The following is a 20,684-nucleotide window of genomic DNA, read 5'->3' as shown; positions in this document are numbered from 1 at the left end:
ATAAACTATCGACTGAAACAAAAGATATAAATTTGAGATTTTAGAATTTTTATTTTGCAGTTTTGGAGTATTCGCACCGATGTCCTTAACTCATTTGCAGCGCCTGGAAGCCGAAGCGATCCACATCTTCAGAGAGGTCGCTGCGACCTTCGCGAAGCCGGTCATGCTCTATTCGGTGGGCAAGGACTCCTCCGTCATGCTGCATCTCGCGATGAAAGCATTTTATCCCGGCAAGCCGCCCTTCCCCTTCCTCCATGTCGACACCACCTGGAAATTCCGCGAGATGATCAAGTTTCGCGACCGCACTGCGGCCGAACTCGGCATCGATCTCCTCGTTCATATCAATCGCGACGGCGTCGAGCAGAAGATCAACCCCTTCACCCACGGCTCAAACGTGCATACGCATGTGATGAAGACGATCGCGCTGCGCCAGGCGCTCGACAAATACGGCTTCGATGCGGCCTTCGGGGGCGCACGGCGGGACGAGGAAAAGAGCCGGGCAAAGGAGCGCATCTTCTCCTTCCGCAACGCTCAGCACGCCTGGGATCCGAAGAACCAGCGGCCCGAGCTCTGGAAGAGTTACAACACACGTGTCGGTCCATCCGAATCCATTCGTGTCTTTCCTCTGTCCAACTGGACCGAACTCGACATCTGGCAATACATCCTCAAGGAAAACATCCCGATCGTACCGCTCTATTTCGCCGCCCGTCGTCCGGTCGTCGAGCGGGACGGCATGCTGATCATGGTGGATGACGAGCGCATGCCGCTCCATGCGGACGAGAAGGTCGAGCAGCGGCTGGTGCGGTTTCGCACGCTCGGCTGCTACCCGCTCACCGCTGCGATCGAATCCAACGCCACGACACTCCAGGACATCGTCCGCGAAATGCTGACCGCCCGCACGTCGGAGAGGCACGGCCGCCTGATCGACGCGGACGAAAACGCATCGATGGAGAAGAAGAAGCGGGAGGGATATTTCTGATGACTGCCAGCATTCCCGCAACACCGGGCAGCGTGCTCCAATATCTGGCCAAACAGGAGAAGAAATCGCTTCTGCGTTTCATGACCTGCGGTTCGGTCGACGATGGCAAGTCGACCCTGATCGGCCGGCTGCTTTACGACAGCAAGCTGCTCTTCGACGACCAGCTCGCAGCACTCAAGCGCGAGACCAAACGCAACAGCGCCAACCACGGCGACATCGATTTCGCACTCCTGATCGACGGCCTGGAGGCCGAAAGGGAACAAGGCATCACCATCGACGTTGCCTATCGCTTCTTCGCCACCTCGCGCCGCAAGTTCATCGTCGCCGACGCGCCGGGGCACGAGGAATATACCCGCAACATGGTCACGGCAGCGTCCACGGCGACGCTTGCCGTCGTGCTCGTCGACAGCCGCAAGGGCATTCTTCGGCAGACGCGGCGCCATTCCTTCATCGCGTCCCTGCTCGGGGTGCGCCACGTCGTTCTTGCCGTCAACAAGATCGATCTCGTCGGTTTTGACCGCAGGGTCTTCGACACGATCGTCGCCGACTACAAGGCCTTTGCGGAGAACCTCGGTTTCTCGACGATCACCCCGATCCCGATTTCGGCGCGCTTTGGCGACAACATGACGAGCCGTTCGCCGAACATGCCCTGGTATGGCGGCCCGACATTGCTGGAGCATCTCGAGACGGTGCCGATCGAGGAAGAGGCGGCCGAAGCGGAGTTCCGTTTCCCGGTCCAGCTTGTCCTTCGCCCAAATCTCGACTTCCGCGGCTTTGCCGGCCAGGTGGCCTCGGGCAGCATTGCTGTCGGCGATCCGGTCGCGGTGGCAAACTCCGGCCAGCTCTCAAGAGTCAAGGAAATCGTCACCTATGACGGCAAGCTTGCGCGCGCAGTCGAGGGCCAGTCGGTCACGCTTGTGCTGGAGGACGAGCTAGACATCTCGCGCGGCAACATGCTCGTGCCGCCGGAAGATCGCCCGCATGTCGCCGATCAGTTCATGGCGCATGTTATCTGGCTTCACCCGGATGCGATGCTTCCCGGACGCAGCTACATCCTGCGCACGGAAGTCGACAGCGTCAGCGCGACCATTACCAGCCTCAAACACCAGATCGACGTGAACACCTTTGCCGAGGAAGCGGCAAAGTCGCTGCGCATGAACGAGATCGGCGTTTGCAATCTCTCCACCCAGGCGCCGATCGTCTTCGACAGCTACAAGGACAACCGGACAACCGGAAACTTCGTGCTGATCGACCGCTTCACCAACGCCACAGTCGGCGCCGGCATGATCGACTTTCCGCTGCGTCGCGCGCTCAACGTGCATTGGCAGGCCCTCGACATCAACAAGAAGGCCCGTTCCGCACTCAATCATCAGACACCGTGCGTGTTGTGGTTCACGGGTTTCTCCGGCTCGGGGAAATCGACGATCGCCAACACCGTCGAAAAGATGCTGCACGCCCAGGGCAAGCACACGTTCCTGCTTGACGGCGACAACGTCCGCCACGGCCTCAACCGCGATCTCGGTTTCACCGAAGAAGACCGCGTCGAGAACATCAGGCGCGTGGCCGAGGTTGCGAAACTCATGACCGAAGCGGGCCTGATCGTGCTCGTGTCGTTCATCTCGCCTTTCCGCTCGGAGCGCCGCATGGCCCGCGACTTGTTCGGCCCCGGCGAATTCATCGAGATTTTCGTCGATACCCCGATCGAGGAATGCGCACGCCGCGACCCCAAGGGGCTCTACAAGAAGGCGCTCGCCGGCGAGATCAGCAATTTCACCGGCATCAGCTCGCCTTACGAGCGCCCGGAGACGCCGGAAATCCATCTGCACACCATGGGCCGCGAAGTCACGGCGCTTGCAGCCGAAATCGAGGCCTATCTCGACAATCAATAGGCGCCAGTCCGGCGCGGTGAAGACGATGCCGCCAGCGGCAGCACGGAGAGAAACGATGATCGATACGCTCACGGCCGCAGCGATAGAGGCCGGCAAGGCCATTCTCGACGTTTACGCGCGTGATATCACCGTCGATGAAAAGGCCGACTGTTCGCCGGTCACCGAAGCGGACCGCTGTGCCGAAGAGATTATCCTTGCCATTCTGGCACGGACCTTCCCCGACATCCCGGTGGTGGCCGAGGAAGCCGTCGCGGCAGGCGCCGTGCCCGAAATCGAGGGCCAGCGCTTCTTCCTCGTCGACCCGCTCGACGGCACGAAAGAATTCATCAACCGACGAAGCGATTTCACCGTCAACATCGCCTTGATCAGCGACGGCGAGCCTGTTGCCGGCGTCGTCTTTGCGCCCGCCCGGCTGGTCGGCTATGTCGCCGAAGGCGGACGGGCGACGAAGTTTCAGGTGACGGCCGACTTTGCCGTCACCGAGACCACGGAAATACGGTGCCGAGAACGACCGGAAAATCTGACCGCGGTTGCCAGCCGTTCGCACAGCGATGCCGAAACGGCGGATTTCCTGGAGCGCAACGCTATCCGCGACTGCACGTCGATCGGCTCGTCGCTCAAATTCTGCCTGCTCGCCGAGGGGCTCGCCGATGTCTATCCCCGTTTCGGGCGCACCATGGAATGGGATACGGCCGCCGGCGATGCCGTGCTACGCGCTGCCGGCGGACGCGTCACGACGCTTGACGGGCAACCGTTCCGTTACGGAAAGCGGCGCCAGGCAAATGATTGCGACTTCGCCAATCCAGGCTTCATCGGCTGGGGTCGTGAGTGCGGAACAGAGGTTCGCGAAAAGGAAGCGGACTAAAGGGAAAAAGGCTAGAGTGCCTGAAAGCGAGGCTCAAGCGAGCAGCCTCGTATCGGTTGAAGGTGACGGCATGCCATGAACATGTTCAACCATACCCTTTCGGCCGGACTGGCTCCTCGTCGCGAAGCCGCGCGCCGCGATGCGCCAGGCATCGTGCTCACCAAAAAGATCGAGTTCCTGCTGCTCGTCGGCGCCGTCTTCTTCTGCTCGATGAACTACTTTCGCTACGGCGATACCAACTTCACCGTCGCCGATTTCCTCGCCCTGCTTTGCTTCTGCTTCGCGCTGCTCAACCGCAACATCGATTTTCAGCTGTTCGGCCGCGTCAGCAGCGGCTTGTGGTGGCTGGGGCTGACGATGCTGGTCTCCGGCCTGCTGGTCAGCAGCATCGCGGGCCCGGACCCGATGCGCGGCATCGTGGTCGTCACCCAGTATCTCTACGCCTATCTCTTCGTGGTGCTGTTGTTCAGCGGTCGTACGCTCGATCAGCTCGTGCTGCTCGCGAAGACCTATGTGTTCTCGATCCTCGTGCTGTGTTTCCAGGGCATCTATCTCATCCATATCGACGGCCGCACGAACACCAACTTCGTCAGCGGCAACGGCCGCTTCAGCGGCCTGATGGAGCGCGAAAACGAGTGCGCGGCGGTGATCGCGCTTGCCGTCCCGATCCTGCTTCTGCTGATCACGACGAAACGCATCAACCGGATCTATGCTGTTTTCGCCCTGCTGATCCTGATATACGGAATCCTGCTGACCGGCTCCAACACCGGCCTCATCGCCCTCGTCTTCGGCATGAGCGCATTTGCCGTCATCGGCGTGAACTGGAAGCGGCTGATGATCAACGTCGTTCTGCTGGCCGGCATGGTTCTCGCGGTTTTCACGTCCGCCCGCGACTATCTTCCGGCAGCCTTCCAGAAGCGCGTGCTCGGCGCCCTCGAAAGCGGCGACATCGGCCAGGCGGGCACGTTCGATCATCGCGTCGAGCTAATCTATGAGGCGATGAACATGACCGACAGCACCTTGCTGCTCGGCGTCGGCGCGGACCAGTACCGGATCGCGAGCGCCATTCACCAGCCGGTTCATAATCTCTATCTGCTTTTGTGGACGGAAGGCGGCCTCATCTCGGCGCTCGGTCTTCTGGTGATGCTGCTTTCGGCCTTCGGCCCGGCGCTGGCCGTGGCGCGGCTTCCGGGCGGGCGACCGTTTGCGGGCTGCATCCTCGCCAACATCTCGATGATGCTGCTGGTCGCCAATGCTGTGCCGCACGCCTATAGCCGCTTCTGGCCGTTCCCGCTCGTGCTGCCTGTCGCTCTTGCCTGCGCCTACATCGCGTTCTCACGCGCGGCAAAACCGGCGCCGGACACTTTTGCCCAGCCCGAACCGGTGCCACAACCCGAACTGCGGCAAAGGGATCTTATCGCTCAGGCACGCTCTGGCGTGCCGCGCTGAGGCGGCGTTCGCTGATCCGATCCCCGAAGATCATCACCAGAACTGTTTCAGCGATGATCTTCAGATCGACCCAGGCTGATCGGTTGGTTATGTACCAGAGATCGAGATCGAGCTTGTCGTCGTTCGAAAGAATGGCATTGCCGCTGATCTGGGCCCAGCCCGTGAGCCCCGGCCGGACGCTGCAGCGACGAACCCCGCGCTCGCCCAGCGCCTCGATCGTCTCCGGAAGGATGGGACGCGGGCCGATGAGGCTCATGTCGCCGATCAGGATGTTCCAGAACTCGGGCAATTCGTCCAGGCGCGTCCGGCGAAGCAGAAGCCCGAACCGGCCCGTGCGCTCGGCATCGCTGAGAAGACGCCCGTCAGCGTCCCGCGCATCGGACATCGACCGAAACTTCATCATGCGAAACGGGCGTCGGTCGAGCCCTGCCCGGGTCTGGTAAAACAACACCGGCCGGCCGAGCCAGATGGCGACCGCAATCCCGACCACCAGCATGATCGGCAGGCTCAGAAGGCCCGCGATCAACGCAAAGACGATGTCAAAGCACCGCTTCATCTCCAACTCCCATGCACCGGTCAGGGTATGGTCGGGCAGCCGCGTCGCGGCGACGCGGCCGTCTCCGAAAAGGCGGCTTTATGCTCGCGCTTCCATTTCAACCACCGGCGCGTGCTGCCCCAGAGCGGGAAGTGACGCCTCGGTGACGACGGCATGCAGAAAGCGGGCGGCCTTGGTCATCGCCTCTTCGCTCTGCGCCGGATCGACGAGAAGCGCGATGCTGGTTTCACCAAGTCGGCGTGCGACCGGGAGCCGCTCGGCCGGCGAAAGCCCAAGATCGGTGAAGCACTTCTCGAGGTAGACCTCGGAGCAGCTTCCGGTAAAGCATGGCACGCCCGCCGCATTCATCGCCGCCACGATCCAGTCGCGGTCGTGTCCGGGCTTCAATGCCTCCGGCCGAACGAAAGCGTAGTAGCGGTAGTAAGCGTGGCGACATCCCTTCGGTAATGTCGGCACGCGCAACGCTGCAAGCTCTTGGGCGACATCGTCGAGGATCGCAGCGTTGCGGGACCTCGTCGCGTGCCATGCCGGAAGGCGCTCCAGTTGCCGCGAGCCGAGAACCGCCGAAAGCGACGTCATTCGCCAGTTCGTGCCGATCGTTTCATGCAGCCAACGGAAACCGGGCGGGTGCTCTCGCAGGAACGCCGCATCATAGGATTTGCCGTGGTCCTTGCGGCTCCACGACTTCTTCCACAGTGCCTCGTCGTCAAGAGCGATCAGACCACCCTCGCCGCCGGTGGTGATGATCTTGTCTTGGCAGAAGGAGAATGCAGCGATATCGCCGAAACTTCCGACCGGCTTGCCGTCGATCTCCGCGCCATGGGCCTGGGCGCAATCCTCGATCACCCACAGTCCCTTCTGTCTGGCGAGGGCCATGATTTCCGGCATATCGCAGGGAAATCCGGCCAGGTGGACCGCGATGATGCCCTTTGTCCGGCTGGTGATTTTCGGTGCGATCGTTGCGGCGCTGATGTTCTGGCTGTTCTCGTCGACATCGGCAAAGACCGGGACGCCGCCGCAAAACGAAACGCACGACGCCGAGGCGACGAAACTGCGCGGTGTCACGATCACCTCGTCGCCGGGTTCCAGACCGAGCGCGAAAAGCGCAAGCTCCAGCGCAAGCGTGCCGTTTGCAAGCGCGACGGCGTGTTTACGCCCGAGGGTGCGGGCGTAGGCTTCCTCGAAGGCTGCGACGTGCGACCCGGTCCAGGCATTCACCTTGCCCGACCTCAAGACCGCCGCAACATCTGCAATCTGTTCCTCGTCATATACCGGCCACGTCGCCACAGCTTGCTCCCTCGCTCGAGTGAAAACTCCGGAAATTCAGATGACCTGCCGCACCATCACGAAGGCCTCGGCGGCCGATTTGAGTACGGTTGCGCCGCGCAATGTGGCGAGCGCGTTCAAGGTCTCGAGGCTGCGCTCGTGCGGCGCCGCCCGAACCTGGGACTTGAACGCCTTCATCGCCGCAAGCTTTCGATCGATATGGTCGCTGATGTCGACAAACACGTTCGGTGCGAAGCCCGGCGTCACATAGGGCGCGTTCCAGTTGGTCTCCGACAGCGTCTCGTAGGCCAGGATCACCTTGGGATAACCGGGCTGATGCGGCCTTGCCGCCACCATCGACGACAGGAAGATCAATTGATGGTCGATATGCATGTCGCCGACGAAGGGGACGAGCAGCGTCTGCGGCGCGATGGAGCGCACCAGTTCGAACAGCGCGGCATTGAGCGCCGAATGGGAGGTTTCAGAGAGGGCTGCGGCGGGGAAACCCAACCAGCGCGTTTCCTTGACGCCGAGAATCCGGTGCGCCTCATGCGCTTCGGCCTGAACGGCCTCCACCGAGGCCCGGTCATAGGCCGGCGGCTTTCCCTCCGTGACCACCGCCACGAAGACGTCGTTTCCTTGCGCCGCCAGCCGCGCCATCGTCCCGCCGGCGCCCAGAACCTCGTCGTCGGGATGCGGTGCGATGACCAGAGTGCGTCCGAGCGTTTCCATCAGGTTCATCTTGCCGCCCCCAACACGCCGGTCGCCGCCGATCTCAGAACCGTTTCCCGACAAGGGCTGTCATCCCCGCCGCCCAAGCCCGACGTCAGTCCACATGCGAACTCGCCCCTCACGCAACTCTCCTTCTATGCACGACCGAAGCCGCGAACATGCCGGCGCTACAGGCCGGCGATCGATACGAAAATGACATCGCCCGGCAGCACGGCAGTAAGGCTTGTCGCCTGGATACTCTGCCTGCCCTTGGTCTCGCCGCGACCGGTCTCCCGGTCGATCTTGTAGAGAAACGATACCTGTTCCTGTTTGCTCGAATCGACCTCCGCAGCAGCCATCAGGACCATCTGCTCCTTGGTTGTCTGACGCTGCGTTTCGAGCTTCTTGAGCGTGGCCTCGCGCTCCTGGAGCAAGGTCAGGATCTCCTTCTCGCGGTTTGCCTTCAAGGTTTCGAGCTGTAGCTTGAGATTGGCGAGCTCGCGGTTGGAGCGCCCGATCTCGGAGATGAGTTCCAGCAATCGCGATTTTTCGCTCGAGGTCGCCATCTTCACCCGTGAAAGCTCGGATTCCGTATTCAGCTCCCGCTTCCTGAGCGCGAGCGTCCTCGCCTCAACCTGTTCGTTGAGCGCGACGACCTCCTCCTGCTGCTCCTTGAGCTTGTCGAGGATCGTCAGGCTCGCCTCCGTCTGCATGATGCTCTGGTTGAGGATCTCCATCTGGTTCTTTGTCGACAGCAGGTCCGTCTTCAGGATCTTCTCCTCGATCGCGACCACGGGACCGACGGAAGCTTCATCGACATACATCTTGACGCTTTCCGGAATATCCTTGAGGTCGACCTTCTCGGAACCGCGCAACTGTGCGTAAAGCCGGGCGGTGTAGACCGCCTCCCGCACGATCTCGACATCCGTTTCCTCGATCGTGCCGCGCAGCTTCGCCTGGGCGATGATGCGGTCAGCCGGATTGCTCATCGCCGTCTGCGGTCCACCGGCCAGGCCGACCGCCTGCTCGACCGTCAGCCCCGGATAGTAGGCGAAGGAGCCGGGCGTCCGCACCTCGCCAAGGATCAGCACTGGGCGAACCGTTACGATGGAAAGCGACAGCTTCGGATCGGTCAGCAACTGGCGGGAGAGATATTCGTTGCGCAAGGCGTCGACCGCCTCGGGAATGGTTCGCCCCTCGATCTTGAACGCGCCGATCAACGGGAAGGCGGCCGCTCCATCGGTGCCGATCGTCAGGGACGTCGGCAGCTCGGCATCATCCAAAATGTCGAAGGACAGCACGTCCCCGACCGAAACCCGGTAGGCGGCAGGCGCCGCCTGTATCGTGGGCATTGTGGTCGTTGCCGCAGCGCCCGATGCAGTGGCGCTGGGCGTACTTGCGGTCGATGCGCCGGCAGCGTGGAGGGGACCCGTCAGGGACAACGTCGCCGCCGCGACGAAAGCGATATGACTGACGATGCGAAAGATTGTTTGAGCCGGAAACTTCATGCTTCCCTCTAATGAATAGATCCGAACTTCATGATGGTTCAACCGCACCAAGAGAAGCGGAAATTAAACTCCAACAATGGATGAATTTATTTTACGAGGCCTCTGTAATTTCTTTGGGTCACTATGATATGCTTCAAAAATAGGTTCCACGGCACAATTTTTAATTGCATATGGATAAGTAATTAAATTTTCCCAGAAACAGGGAAACAATTTTCTCTCGCCCTGCGAGAACACTAAAACACATATTAGCATTCTTCCATGAAACAGACGTAATTGCAACCTCGAAGCAGGATGTAATTTTGTGATATTATTGGAATCACTACTAAAAAAGACAAGAAAGTATCGCTTAGCCTGGCAAGCCGAGGCAGACCTCCACGGACGGCTCAAGAACATAGCGCACCTGCTGACCGGCAACTTCGCCAGCGCCTTCATCGGACTGGCCGGCTTTGCTCTGACGGCGCGTGCGCTCGGTCCTGCCGACTATGGCCTCCTGGCCCTATCCTTTGCCTATACGCGCGGCATCGAGCGCTTCGTCAGCTTCCGCTCCTGGCAACCGCTGATCAAATACGGGGCGAAGGCCCTTCAGGTCGGAGAGACCGACGACCTCAAGGCCTTGTTCAAATTCGGGCTGCTGATCGATCTCGCCACCGCGCTTGCGGGATGGGGGCTGGCCGTCCTCATCGTACTTTTCGCCGGGCCGCTTTTCGGCATTTCCGAAGAGATGAGCCGCTTCGTGCTGATCTACTGCGCGGTCCTGCCCTTCCAGGTGACCGGCATGCCGACGGCGGTGATGCGGCTTTATGGCCGCTTCAAGATTGTCGCCTATGGCCAGGTCGCCGCCAGCATCCTAAGGGCGCTCCTGTGCCTTGCCGGCGTCTATCTCGGCTGGGGGCTGTTCGAATTCATGCTTCTGTGGATGGCGTCGCAGATCTGCAGCAGCCTGAACAGGACCGCCTGGGCTTTCCGCGAGTTGCGCAAACAGGGACTGACCGGCGTCATGTGGGTGCCGCTCGGGGATATCCGAACCCGCTTCCCCGGTTTCTGGAGCTTCTCGCTGTGGACCAACATGGCGCTGATCATCCAGGCCTGCGCCTTCGAATTCGATACGCTTCTCGTCGGTTATCTCGCCGACCCGGGATCGGCCGGCCTCTACCATATCGCCAAGCGGGTGGCGAAGATCGCGCAGCAGGCGGGAGAACAGGTCCAGGCCGTGCTCTATCCGGATCTTTCGCGCGTCTGGGCGACCGAGGGGATCGACGAGTTCAGAAAGACCGTCAGCCAAACCGGATGGCTGCTGTTCGCCTTCGGCGTCTGCGCCCTCATCGGCGCCCACCTGACCATCGAATGGGTGCTGCGCGTGACGGCCGGGCCGGGCTTCGAGGCGGCCGCCTCTCTCGTCATGGTGCAGTTCGTCGCCGTCATCATCTTTCTTTGCGGCAGGACGCTCTATTCGGCCCTGCTCGCCATGGGACACGAGAAGATCCTGCTGCAAAGCGCACTTCTTGGGGGCGCCCTCTTCCTCTTCACGGCAGTCGTCCTCATCCCGCGCGTCGGCGCGGTGGGCGCGAACGTTGCGCATATCGTGATGTCCGGCGTCTGGTTCGTGCAGATGGCGATCGCCTATCGCCGCAAACTCGACAGCAGACGCTGACCTTAAGCAATCGGCTTTCCGTTGCCAGGCTCAGCGTCAGCCTGGCCCGGCCCCCTATCGACGCGAGCGTTCTCATCGATCGCACTGACTTTCGACGAGTTGGCGCCGACCCGAGGGAACAACAGCTTTGCCAAAGCGGCTGCACCGATCGTCCGGACGCAGACGGTAGCGACGATCCCCGCACAGCGAAAGCTGCTCCGGCCAGGCCGGACGCGCGTTCGAACGGCGCGCAACTGACGCCGCTGTCGAACATCAAGGCTTTCGCGATTTGGCGATGGGGGGATCAGCAGAGCGGCTTCGCCAACTTTGGCGATCGGCGCCCGCCAGTTGCGCGCGCCCCTTCCCGACCGGTTTGACCGCGGCGCGCCTACTCCGAACGGTCGCAGTAGTTCATGACGCTGCCGAGAATGACCGCGTGGTTCAGCGACAGCCGTTGCTGAACATTGGCGAGCTGGCGATCCGTCGTGCCGCCCGAGCGGCAGACCAGAATGACGGAATCGACGTGCGATGCGAGCCAGATCACGCCTTCGTTTTCCTCGACGGCCGGTGCGTCGACGATGATGAGATCGTAGCTGTCGCGCAATTCGGCGCAGAGCACATCGAGGTTCATGAGCCCCGGACGCACCGAAATGAACTCAAGGTGGGGATAGGCAGGCGACGTCGCGATCCGGCTCTTGATATCGACCTTGCCTTCGAGCGGCGCCGTAATCGCGGTATCCTTGGTGTTGGCACCGGCAATGTTCGGCGCGCTCTGCGCCGACATGTCGAGGTCGATGACGATCGGGCGCAGCCCGTCGACCTTCGCCATTGTCGCCATGCCGAGCGCGACCGTGGTCTTGCCGTCGCCAAGTGCCGGCGAGCACAACATCACCACCTTGCCGCCCGCCTCATGGTCGATCGTGAGCCAGGCCATGCACAAAGTGCGCATGGCGGTGGCCGCCGGCGACTCCGGATTGTTCAGCATGTAGTGGTAGAAGGCCGACGAATTCCGCAGCCGCTTGCGCATGTCGGGGACACTGGCAAGGTTCGGACGGTTGAGCAGTTGCTCGGCGTCGCGCGGCAGGTAAAGCCTGCTTTCCAGCGAGTCCGAAATGATGACCCCGACGACCGCGAGCAGAACGGCCCCGATGCTGCCGGCGACGATCACCAGCGTGTTGTTCGGGAATGTCGGCTTCGTCGGCACTTCCGCATAGGACGCGATCCGGGCAGTCGGCTTGTACTCGCCTCTTTCGGGATTGAGCGCACCGAGCCTGAGCACGATCTGGTCGTAGACCGCCTGTTCCGACTGAAGGTCGCGGGCAAGTTCACGCCGACGGATTTCGGCGAGGTTGCGACCCTGGACCTTGTCCTGCAGCGCGCTCAGTTCCGCCTGGAATTTTTCGGCGCGTACCGTTGCGACCTTGGCGTTGTTGGCCAGCTCCTGCACGAGGCGCTGGGCCTCGTTGCCGATCATGGAGCGTACGGACTCAAGCTCGTTCGTAGCGTCGAGGACCAGCGGATGGTTCTTGCCGAACTTGGCGCCGAGCTGCGCGCGCGTGCGCTCGAGCCGCGCCTCTTCACCACGCAACTGGTCAAGCTGCGTCGAAGTCAGCGCACTGCCGGCCAGCTCCTTGCCGTCGGCAGACACCAGCTGCTTGGCCTCGTTGTATTTCGCAACCGCGCCCGCCTCTTCGACGCGCAAGGTCACATACTGCTCGTTGAGCTGCAGCATGCGCGCTCTCAAAACGTCGTCCTGCGGATCGAAGGTCAGGTCGCTGTCGCGGGCAAAGGCAGCGATATCGCGCTCCATGCCGGCAATTCGGGTGGCACTGTTGGCCATCTCGCCGCGCAGATACGCAACCGTGTTGTTCGTGGCCTCTTCGGTCTTTTTCGCCGTCCAGGAGAGATATTGCTCGGCGAGCGCATCAGCGATGGTGGCCGCCTTCAAGGGGTTCGATTGCACCACGCGGATCGTCAGCGCGAGGCTTTCCCCGGTACGGGTGACGACATAGGAGTTCAGCAGCGTCGAGATGGCGCGGTTGCGCTGCACGTTTTCGGAGATCAGCCGCTCCTTCTGGGTGCTCTCTTCCGGCGCGCCGAAAATGAACTCGGAGATGTTGGCGAAGAACGACTGAAGGAACGTCTCGTGCTCGCTGCGGGTCTCCGGCAGGTAGGTGTTGAAATCGGGGTCGTTGACCAGATTGAGTGCATCGACGACGACGCCGACGAAGACGCGCGAGCGGATCACATCCAGCTCGGTTTCCATCACCGACCGGTCGCGTTCAAGCTTGCGCAACTCGACCTGCGCCTCATAGGGGCGGACGTCGTTGCGGTCAAAGACGATGGCGGAAGCTGCCGTATAGGAGCGCGGCAGCAAGGCGGCCGTCAGCAGCGTCGCAAGCAACGCAAATCCCAGCAGCGAGAAGAAGACCACGCGATACCGACGGAAAAGCTCGAACAGATCGCGGATGCCATATCCGCGCGGCGCAAGACGCGCCTCCCGATACTGAACCGCAGGCATTTGGCCTCGCCCTGGAGGCGCTTCGACTTTGCGATCGATGGTCAGCATGAGAGCCCTAACATATAAATTTGATAGAAATACCTGACGTCAAAGAACTAAAGGCACGCTCGCACAGACTCCGCGCGGCAAGAGGCAATGCCACGCAGGTAAAATACTGACATAGAAATAACATTCAAATTTAGAAAACTATATTATACCGCGTCCGGAAGAGCAATAGTTGCTTGCCGACGAACCAAGGGAACGATTTGACCTCATGGTTGCGACGGACATTCTCGGGCACCTCCGACAATTGCGGGCCGCTGCAGAAAAGAAACCGTACCCCACCCGTTAGTTCGGGTAGCGACCGGCAATCCGCTCCTGCGACAGCCATTCCATGAATTGATCGAAGCGCGTGCCCCCACCGGTCGAGGCAGGCTCCCAGGCGTCGTTCACACCGACGACGCCGCCAAATTTTTCCTCCACGCTGTCGGCCATGCCATCACCGTCCTCGTCCGCATAGGCGTGCGCCTCCTCGATCGCCGGGATCTCGCCCGGCGCAACCACCATGCGCCCGGCTCCCCTCTCGCCTTTCGCGCCCATATCCTTGATCCAGGCGACGTCCAGATCGTCACGGGGAAACGCGCCGGACTGGCCGCGAACCTCTTCATATGCCTCACCGGCGGCAAGGAGCGTATCAACCGCCAAGGGACAAGGCGGACGGTTCACCACGAATTGGTCCGTTCCCGGCGAAAGCAGCTGAAGCGACTTGGAGGGCGGCGCCCACAACTCGTTGCCGCTCTCGTAGATCTGCGGCTGGGCGGCGCTTTCGACATTCTGCCACTTGATGGCATAGGTCTTCTCCACCGTACTCGGACCTGCCTTGAAGTAGTTGCCGACATAGGAAATCGGCGTGCCACCCGGATACTGCGAGAACACTTCGCCCCATTCGGACCGTGCATTGAAGAACACGTTGTTGATGATCTCGATGCAGGATTTTCCGTAGTGGTTGTTGTCGGGGTTCCGGTCGTTGTTGGAAATGCAGGCGTTTCGCCAGAAGGTAATGTTCTGCGGAACTCTGGGATCGGCGCCGAGCAGGGTGCACTTGCTGTGCTTGTTCAGCCCCTCGGCAAAGATCGAGTTAGCGATGGTGATATCCGTCGTGTTGGAATAGGTGCTGACGTTCTCGTCGGTCGCCCAGGACATCGACGTATGGTCGAAATAGACGCGCTGGCTGTTTTCGATCACCGCCGCATGGACGTTCTTGACGGAGTTGGGCAGCCGCGGCCGAATGCGCAGATGCCGGACGATCACGTCGTGCGTCTGCTTGGCAACCAGCGGGGTATGCCTCAGCTCGTCATTCGTCTGGTCGATGGTCAGCAAAATGCCACCGCCCGGCGCCGTCTGTCCGAGGATCGAAACCGAGTTGTTATCCTCGCCGATCACGAGCGAGGATTTGAGCCGAATGATCCCGGAAACGCGAAACACGCAATTTCGGGCCCCGGTCGCCTCGATGCATTCGCGCAGCGTACCGGGACCGGAATCCTCAAGGCTCGTTACCTGGATGATGCGGCCGCCGCGGCCGCCCTGCGCCATCTTCCCGTGCCCTTCGGCACCGGGAAACGCAACCATCTGCGGCTCGGCCGCCGAAGCCGCGACACCGCAGAAGGCGGAAAGCAGGGCAAGCGTGCACGCACCATGCTGAAAAGCCTTTGCGCGCCGTGTCTGTTGCTGGATAGGCCGAGAACCGAAATGACCGGCCGGCCGCGGCGCACGTGGCGATGTGCGCGGCATGAAAATCTCAATCGGCATATAATTTACTCCCAAAGCCTTTTGGCGAGGCCCCGCTCCAGAAGCTTGAAAACGCTTGTGCAGGGCAATTCATCCCGCCCTATATCGTCAATCAAAAGAATATTTTTCGCGCAATTCGGGGCGAAGCTTTCCACTTTTGTTATAGTTCGTCAATTCGATTTATTTGCATCACCCGAAATAGGTATATAACTCTCGCTTTTGGCCTCTCGAAGTAGCAATAAGACGGTGCTATAGTTTCGCCATATTTAGTTTACTTTCGGGACCTCGTTTCGTGTCTCAAAAAGCAATTACCGTCGGATTTCCATTTTCGGGTGATGATATCGGGGGGAGCCATATTTCCGCGCTCAACCTCATATCGTCGTTCGACAGGGAACGCATCAATCCCATCGTCTTCGTCCATCATCCGCGCAAGGCGCTCTCCAGATATCTGGACGAGAACAAGATCGACTACGTCACGATCGAGGACATCGACATCCTTTCGCCGCAACGGGATCGGCCGCTCGCGCAGCAATCCTTCTCGGCACTGCGCTATCCGATCTCGATGGTGAAGATCATCAAGCTCCTCAGACGACACAACATCGACATCGTGCACACCAACGACGGCGCGATCCATACGACCTGGGCGCTTCCAACTTACCTGGCCGGCGCGAAACTCCTGTGGCACCACCGCGGCGACCCCCGCGCCCGGGCCGTCAACATGCTTGCACCGATTCTTGCCAAGCACGTGGTGACGGTCTCGCGATTTGCGCAGCCGGCCAAGCCGTTGCTGCCGCTCGAAGGGCGTATCTCAGTGCTGCACAGCCCCTTCCGGCATCCGGACCAGATCCCCGACCGGGAGGAAAGCAGGCTGGCGCTGGTGCGCGAGCTCGGACTGCCGGAGGAAACGCGGTTCGTCGGCTATTTCGGGCTTCTCAACGAGCGCAAGCGCCCTCTCCGCTTCGTCGAAGCTGTTCACGCCTTTCACCGCAGCAATCCGGATTTCCCGATTGCCGGCCTTCTTTTCGGCACGCCCGAACAGGCAGGGCCGCGGCTCGACCTTGAGACCGCGGAACGCGCGCGCGCGCTCGGGATCGCCGACAAGATCCACCTTATGGGATTTCGTCATCCGGTCGCGCCCTACATGTGCGCCGTGGACATTCTCCTCGTGCCGGCCATGAGCGAGCCGTTCGGCAGAACGCTCATCGAGGCCATGATGTACGGCACCCCGGTCGTCGCCACCAACCACGGCGGAAACCCGGAGGCGATCGAGAACGACGTTACCGGTTTTCTCGTCGAACCGGAAAACCCAGAGGCTTTCGTCGCCCCGATGGAGCGCCTGCTGAAAGACAGAGGCGAGTGGCAACGCATCAGCGACACGGCGCGCACCTCGACGCTCGCTGCCTATGGCATCAAGCCCCATGTGGACGGCATCGTCAGCATTTATCAGCGAATTCTCGGAAAACGGCCCTCCGACATCTCGGCACACGCCGCCCACTGAGCCCACCGACAGCGGAAAGAAAGAGAACGACATGCAGCTCTCGGATATCGATTTCCTGATCATCGGCGCTGCCAAGAGCGCGACCACCTGGCTACAGCAGTCGCTGCAGCAGAACCCTTCCGTCTATATGCCGGATCCCGAGCTGCACTTCTTCAGCCGAAACTTCGACAAGGGCGACGCCTGGTATCTGGAGCAATTCGAGCCCAAGCCTGAGCAGACCGTCGTCGGCGAGAAATCCAACTCCTATCTCGACGAGCCGGAAGCGGCGGCCCGCATCAAGAAGGCGCTGCCGCGGGCACGGCTGATCGCGCAGCTGCGCAATCCCGTCGACCGCGCCTATTCCGACTACTGCATGCTCTATCGCCGCGGGGAAGTCGGCACCGACATCACCCGGTATCTCGATCCACGCCAGGCAAAGGGCGGACGTTTCCTAGTCGGTGGCCTCTATTGCCGTCAGCTGGAAGCCTATCTCGATCTGTTTCCGGCCGAAAACCTGCAGGTTCTGCTTTACGAGCATATGCGCCAGAACCCGCAGGCGCATCTCGACGCGGTCAGAGACTTTCTGCAGCTGTCCTCGCCGCTGCATCCGGTCATCAACAAGGTCAAGGACAAGACTGTGCCTGTCGTGCCGCCGAAGCTGCGCCGACTTCTTCAGCCGCTAAAGCCGATCGCGGCACCGTTCCGCAGCAATCCCATCATGAAGGGCCTGCGCTCGATGGTCGCCCGCGAACTCGACTATGTGCCGTTGCCGACGGACCTGCGCAACCGGCTGGTCGAATTCTACGCGCCGGAAACCGAAAGGCTCGGCGCGCTTCTGAAGCAGGACCTTTCGGGCTGGCTGCAGGCAGCCGCCGGCAGCGCGCGACCAGCGGCCTGATGCCGCCCTAGCCCTCGGCGGGCCGCCCAAATCGTAACGACAGAACGAGCGGTACGGCCACCAGATAGAGGGCGACGACCGACAGCCAGATGGCGCCTGGCCATTCCTGCCGGAAGACGAAATAGAAGCTTGAGAAAGCGAGCGGGCTGGCGATCGACGCCAGGCTCACCGCCGACGCCAGCACCCCCTGAAACTGGCCTTGCTGGGTCTCATCGACCTGTCGGGTCGCAAGGGACTGCAAGGCCGGCGCGCCGATGCCGCCGAGCACGAAGATCGGCATGACGGCGAAGATCATCCAGCCTTCCGTCGCAAATGCCATGACGATCAAGCCGACGCACGCGCCGGCAACGCCTGTCAGGATTGTTGCGCGTTCGCCGAGCCGTTTCACCGCCGGGCCGGGCAGGAAAGCCTGGGCGAGGGCCTGGCAGACCCCGAAGGCGCCAAGCGAAAGGCCGATCCACAGCCCGTTCCATTGAAAGGCATCGCTGCCCCACAGGGCCCAGCAGGTGCTGTAGGCCTCGCCTGTCGCGCTCAAGGCGATGAACAGAACGACGATCGGCATCAGGCCCTTGGTGGAAAAAGCCCAGCCGAGCGGACGGAGCGGATTGAGCGCGGCCAGATCGATCCTCTCCCGGCTGGGAATGCGCGATTCCGGCAGGACGAAGAGCGCCAGCAGCAGATTGCAGGCGTTGAGAACGGCGGCTGCAATGAAGGGCAGCCGCAAGCCATGGTCGCCAAGGATGCCGCCCAGCACCGGGCCGACGATAAAGCCGATTCCGAACATGGCATTGAACAGGCCGAAGCGGCGGGCGCGTTTGTCTTCCGGCGAGATATCGGTGATATAGGCCGTCGCCACCGCCAGGTTGGCGCTCGTCAGGCCGGCGATCGCGCGACCTGCAAAAAGCATCCAGAGGTTGGAGGCGAAAGCCAGAAACAGGTAGTTGACGGCGGCACCCCCAAGGGAAAGCAGCAAGACGGGCCGGCGGCCGATGCGGTCGCTGAGTGCACCGAGCACCGGTGCAAACACGAACTGCATTACTGCATAGAGGGCTGTCATGGTGCCGATGAGCGGCGCGACGTCGCCCGTCTGTGTGACCTCCTTCAGCAGCGACGGCAGAATGGGGAAGATCAGCCCGATGCCGACGGCATCGAGGACAATGGCAGCAAAAATGACGATAAGTGGTTTCTTCATGGTAAGGGGTGTGGTCATGGCACGCTCCGGTAGACGCGAGCGTGCGGCACCGCCAGGCGCCAATGGCTCGCGAGCAGGGGCTGACGAAATGTCAGATATCTGGTTCTGGGAGACGCTGGCCGATCCGCGCCGAAATAGGCAGGGATGGCATGTACTCGACCGCCTGGACGCCAATTCGTCCACCTGTTTACTCCGCCACTGAGCGGATCAAGGGAAGCGGTCGCTTTTCGCGACGGGCAATATTTACGTCAGATAGCCGCGCGCCGCAATCCCCATCGCCGCACGCGTCTATAACATGAGATTTAAACTCCACTATTGCGCTCCGGTCTGTGGCCCGCTATCCCATTCCCCGCGCCGGCACCGGTGCGGGGATGGCAGGGGCGACTTCAATCCGATGAAAAGCCGTGACGACAAGCTGGCTTTGATCTTCATGCGCGAGCGTGCGGGCCTTTCACGCTATCTGTCGTCGCGCGCCGGTTCGGCGGAGGATGGCGAAGACCTGGCCCAGGAAGCCTGGATCCGCTTTTCGCGCAATGGCGCCGCCGCGCTGAAGGCACCCGTTCCCTATCTGCGTCGCATCGTGCGCAATCTCGCCATCGACCACAGCCGCGCTTCCACACGGCGGCGACTGACCTCGCTGGAAATCGAGGATCTGCTGGCGTTGCCCGACGAGAAGCCCGGTCCCGAGCAGGCGCTTAACGCGCGAAGCGAACTTTTGCGCCTGACCGAGATCCTTGCGGAACTGCCGGAACGCCGCCGGGCAATCCTGATTGCTGCCCGCGTCGAGGAAAAGCCGCATCGCGAAATCGCCGAAGCACATGGCGTTTCCACGCGTACGGTGGAACTGGAAATTCGCGCGGCAATCGAATACTGCTCCCGCAGGTTGAGCGAAATCGGCCCGGCTACCGACAAAAATAGACGGTGAATTTCGGCCTCGGACGTCACCAATCGTTTATTGTCCTATACGTCGGCGTCACCGGAACCCTGATCCATGCATATTGAGGATTCGCAAGAAGCGGAAAGACTGAAGCGCGAGGCGATCGCGTGGGTCGTTCGCATCACGTCCGGCACCGCGACCGAGGACGATGCCGCGCGCCTGGCGGAATGGCGTGCCGTGGGGCCGGCTCACGAGGACGCCTATCGCGAGGCTGTGCGCCTTTGGAAGATCACCGGCCCGGCGCTTAAGGCCGGCGCGGCCCGATCGCGCCCCATGCTCTCCCGTCGTCGCTTTCTCGGGGGCGCGGCGGCAGGTGCTTCGCTGGCCGCAGGGGCCTCGTTCGCCTCCTATCTTGGCCTGCTTCCATCGCTCAACGCCGCCCTCGCCGACTACGCCACCGCAAGGGGGCAGCAGCGGCAGGTCACGCTCGACGATGGGTCCACGGTCGATCTCGACGGAGGATCAAGCCTTTCCGTCACGTATTCAGCCAATGCCCGCTCGGTCACCCTGCACGAGGGCGCAGCCCTTTTTGCGGTCGCACACGACCCGTCCCGCCCCTTCGCAGTCGAGGCGGCGCAGGGCCGGACGGTTGCGCTCGGAACCACCTTCGCCGTTCGCCACGGTGCCGGCGACGTCGAAGTGGAATGTCTTGAAGGCACGGTTCAGGTGCAGTGTATCAGCGAGGCCCGGCTCTCGGCCGGCGACAGCATTCTTTACTCGGGGCAAGGCCTCGGCGCCATCTCCCCCGGCAGCCCCGACGAGATGGCGGCCTGGAGGCGCGGGCTTCTCGTCTTCCGCGACCGGTCGCTCGACGACGTCGTGCTCGACATCAATCGCCACCGCAAGGGGCGGGTCGTCATTGCCAGCAACCGTCTCGGCGCACGCCGGGTCTCCGGCGTCTTTCACCTCGATCGGCCGGATGAGATCATCGCCCATCTGGAAGCGTCGCTGCAGCTCTCCGCCAGCCGGGTCGGCGGCGGGGTCGTGCTCCTCTACTGAACCTCAGCGCCACAGCCGCGCTTAAAAAAATTCGGAGAAT

At 61.6% G+C, this 20,684-nt stretch carries 16 protein-coding genes; 9 read left to right on the top strand and 7 right to left on the bottom strand.

Annotation, left to right across the window (positions count from 1 at the left end):
* Window positions 1–79: 79 nt before the first annotated feature.
* The 4 genes from cysD to ACIQUG_RS32650 all read left to right on the top strand — a co-directional run bounded on the left by cysD (window position 80) and on the right by ACIQUG_RS32650 (window position 5,182).
* The gene (gene cysD, locus ACIQUG_RS32665; RefSeq protein ID WP_402326472.1) at window positions 80–979 is read left to right on the top strand and encodes a sulfate adenylyltransferase subunit CysD; all 900 of its coding nucleotides are present in this window, start codon (window positions 80–82) and stop codon (window positions 977–979) included.
* The gene (gene cysN / locus ACIQUG_RS32660) at window positions 979–2,868 is read left to right on the top strand and encodes a sulfate adenylyltransferase subunit CysN (RefSeq protein ID WP_402326471.1); all 1,890 of its coding nucleotides are present in this window, start codon (window positions 979–981) and stop codon (window positions 2,866–2,868) included. Before cysD ends, cysN begins: the two co-directional genes overlap by 1 nt.
* Before the next feature lie 55 nt (window positions 2,869–2,923).
* Complete coding sequence (gene cysQ / locus ACIQUG_RS32655) at window positions 2,924–3,733, top strand: 3'(2'),5'-bisphosphate nucleotidase CysQ (protein WP_402326469.1); 810 nt, start codon at window positions 2,924–2,926, stop codon at window positions 3,731–3,733.
* A gap of 75 nt (window positions 3,734–3,808) precedes the next feature.
* On the top strand, window positions 3,809–5,182 hold the full coding sequence (locus tag ACIQUG_RS32650; RefSeq protein WP_402326468.1) for an O-antigen ligase family protein: 1,374 nt from the start codon (window positions 3,809–3,811) through the stop codon (window positions 5,180–5,182).
* Here the strand turns inward: ACIQUG_RS32650 and ACIQUG_RS32645 are convergent.
* The 4 genes from ACIQUG_RS32645 to ACIQUG_RS32630 form a co-directional block, all read right to left on the bottom strand.
* Window positions 5,148–5,738, bottom strand: coding sequence for a sugar transferase (locus ACIQUG_RS32645; RefSeq protein WP_402326467.1), 591 nt, complete (start codon window positions 5,736–5,738; stop codon window positions 5,148–5,150). The two genes, ACIQUG_RS32650 and ACIQUG_RS32645, sit on opposite strands and share 35 nt — an antisense overlap.
* 78 nt (window positions 5,739–5,816) lie before the next feature.
* Window positions 5,817–7,025 (bottom strand): DegT/DnrJ/EryC1/StrS family aminotransferase, encoded by a 1,209-nt coding sequence (locus ACIQUG_RS32640; protein ID WP_402326465.1) that lies wholly within the window; start codon window positions 7,023–7,025, stop codon window positions 5,817–5,819.
* A 36-nt stretch (window positions 7,026–7,061) separates the two neighbouring features.
* Window positions 7,062–7,745, bottom strand: a complete 684-nt coding sequence (locus tag ACIQUG_RS32635) for a PIG-L deacetylase family protein (protein ID WP_402326546.1) — start codon at window positions 7,743–7,745, stop codon at window positions 7,062–7,064.
* Window positions 7,746–7,903: 158 nt separating this feature from the next.
* On the bottom strand, window positions 7,904–9,067 hold the full coding sequence (locus ACIQUG_RS32630; RefSeq protein WP_052201512.1) for a polysaccharide biosynthesis/export family protein: 1,164 nt from the start codon (window positions 9,065–9,067) through the stop codon (window positions 7,904–7,906).
* A gap of 457 nt (window positions 9,068–9,524) precedes the next feature.
* Between ACIQUG_RS32630 and ACIQUG_RS32625 the strand changes: the two genes are divergently transcribed.
* Complete coding sequence (locus ACIQUG_RS32625) at window positions 9,525–10,874, top strand: lipopolysaccharide biosynthesis protein (RefSeq protein WP_371742679.1); 1,350 nt, start codon at window positions 9,525–9,527, stop codon at window positions 10,872–10,874.
* 367 nt (window positions 10,875–11,241) lie between these two features.
* On the opposite strand, the gene ACIQUG_RS32620 is transcribed toward ACIQUG_RS32625, so the two are convergent.
* A complete protein-coding gene (locus ACIQUG_RS32620; protein WP_043610823.1) occupies window positions 11,242–13,374 on the bottom strand; it encodes an exopolysaccharide transport family protein in 2,133 nt (710 codons plus the stop codon).
* Window positions 13,375–13,701: 327 nt separating this feature from the next.
* Window positions 13,702–15,162: a polysaccharide lyase family 1 protein gene (locus tag ACIQUG_RS32615; protein WP_402326464.1), complete on the bottom strand. Its 1,461-nt coding sequence runs from the start codon at window positions 15,160–15,162 to the stop codon at window positions 13,702–13,704.
* 271 nt (window positions 15,163–15,433) lie between these two features.
* Here ACIQUG_RS32615 and ACIQUG_RS32610 point away from each other — a divergent pair, with 271 nt between their 5' ends.
* Both ACIQUG_RS32610 and ACIQUG_RS32605 read left to right on the top strand, forming a co-directional pair.
* Window positions 15,434–16,639: a glycosyltransferase family 4 protein gene (locus ACIQUG_RS32610; RefSeq protein ID WP_402326463.1), complete on the top strand. Its 1,206-nt coding sequence runs from the start codon at window positions 15,434–15,436 to the stop codon at window positions 16,637–16,639.
* Between the two features lie 31 nt (window positions 16,640–16,670).
* Complete coding sequence (locus ACIQUG_RS32605; protein ID WP_402326462.1) at window positions 16,671–17,516, top strand: sulfotransferase family protein; 846 nt, start codon at window positions 16,671–16,673, stop codon at window positions 17,514–17,516.
* Window positions 17,517–17,523: 7 nt separating this feature from the next.
* Here ACIQUG_RS32605 and ACIQUG_RS32600 read toward each other — a convergent pair whose 3' ends face one another.
* Window positions 17,524–18,708, bottom strand: coding sequence for a TCR/Tet family MFS transporter (locus ACIQUG_RS32600; RefSeq protein ID WP_402326545.1), 1,185 nt, complete (start codon window positions 18,706–18,708; stop codon window positions 17,524–17,526).
* 394 nt (window positions 18,709–19,102) lie between these two features.
* On the opposite strand from ACIQUG_RS32600, the gene ACIQUG_RS32595 reads away from it, so the two are divergent.
* Entirely contained in the window at window positions 19,103–19,633 is a 531-nt protein-coding gene (locus ACIQUG_RS32595) for an RNA polymerase sigma factor (protein ID WP_402326461.1), read from the top strand.
* Between the two features lie 66 nt (window positions 19,634–19,699).
* Window positions 19,700–20,644, top strand: a complete 945-nt coding sequence (locus ACIQUG_RS32590; RefSeq protein WP_402326460.1) for a FecR family protein — start codon at window positions 19,700–19,702, stop codon at window positions 20,642–20,644.
* The last annotated feature ends 40 nt before the right edge of the window (window positions 20,645–20,684 follow it).

It is taken from the genome of Ensifer sp. NPDC090286 (assembly GCF_044769565.1).
GTDB lineage: Bacteria > Pseudomonadota > Alphaproteobacteria > Rhizobiales > Rhizobiaceae > Ensifer.
This window is presented reverse-complemented; position numbering and strand designations above follow the sequence as displayed.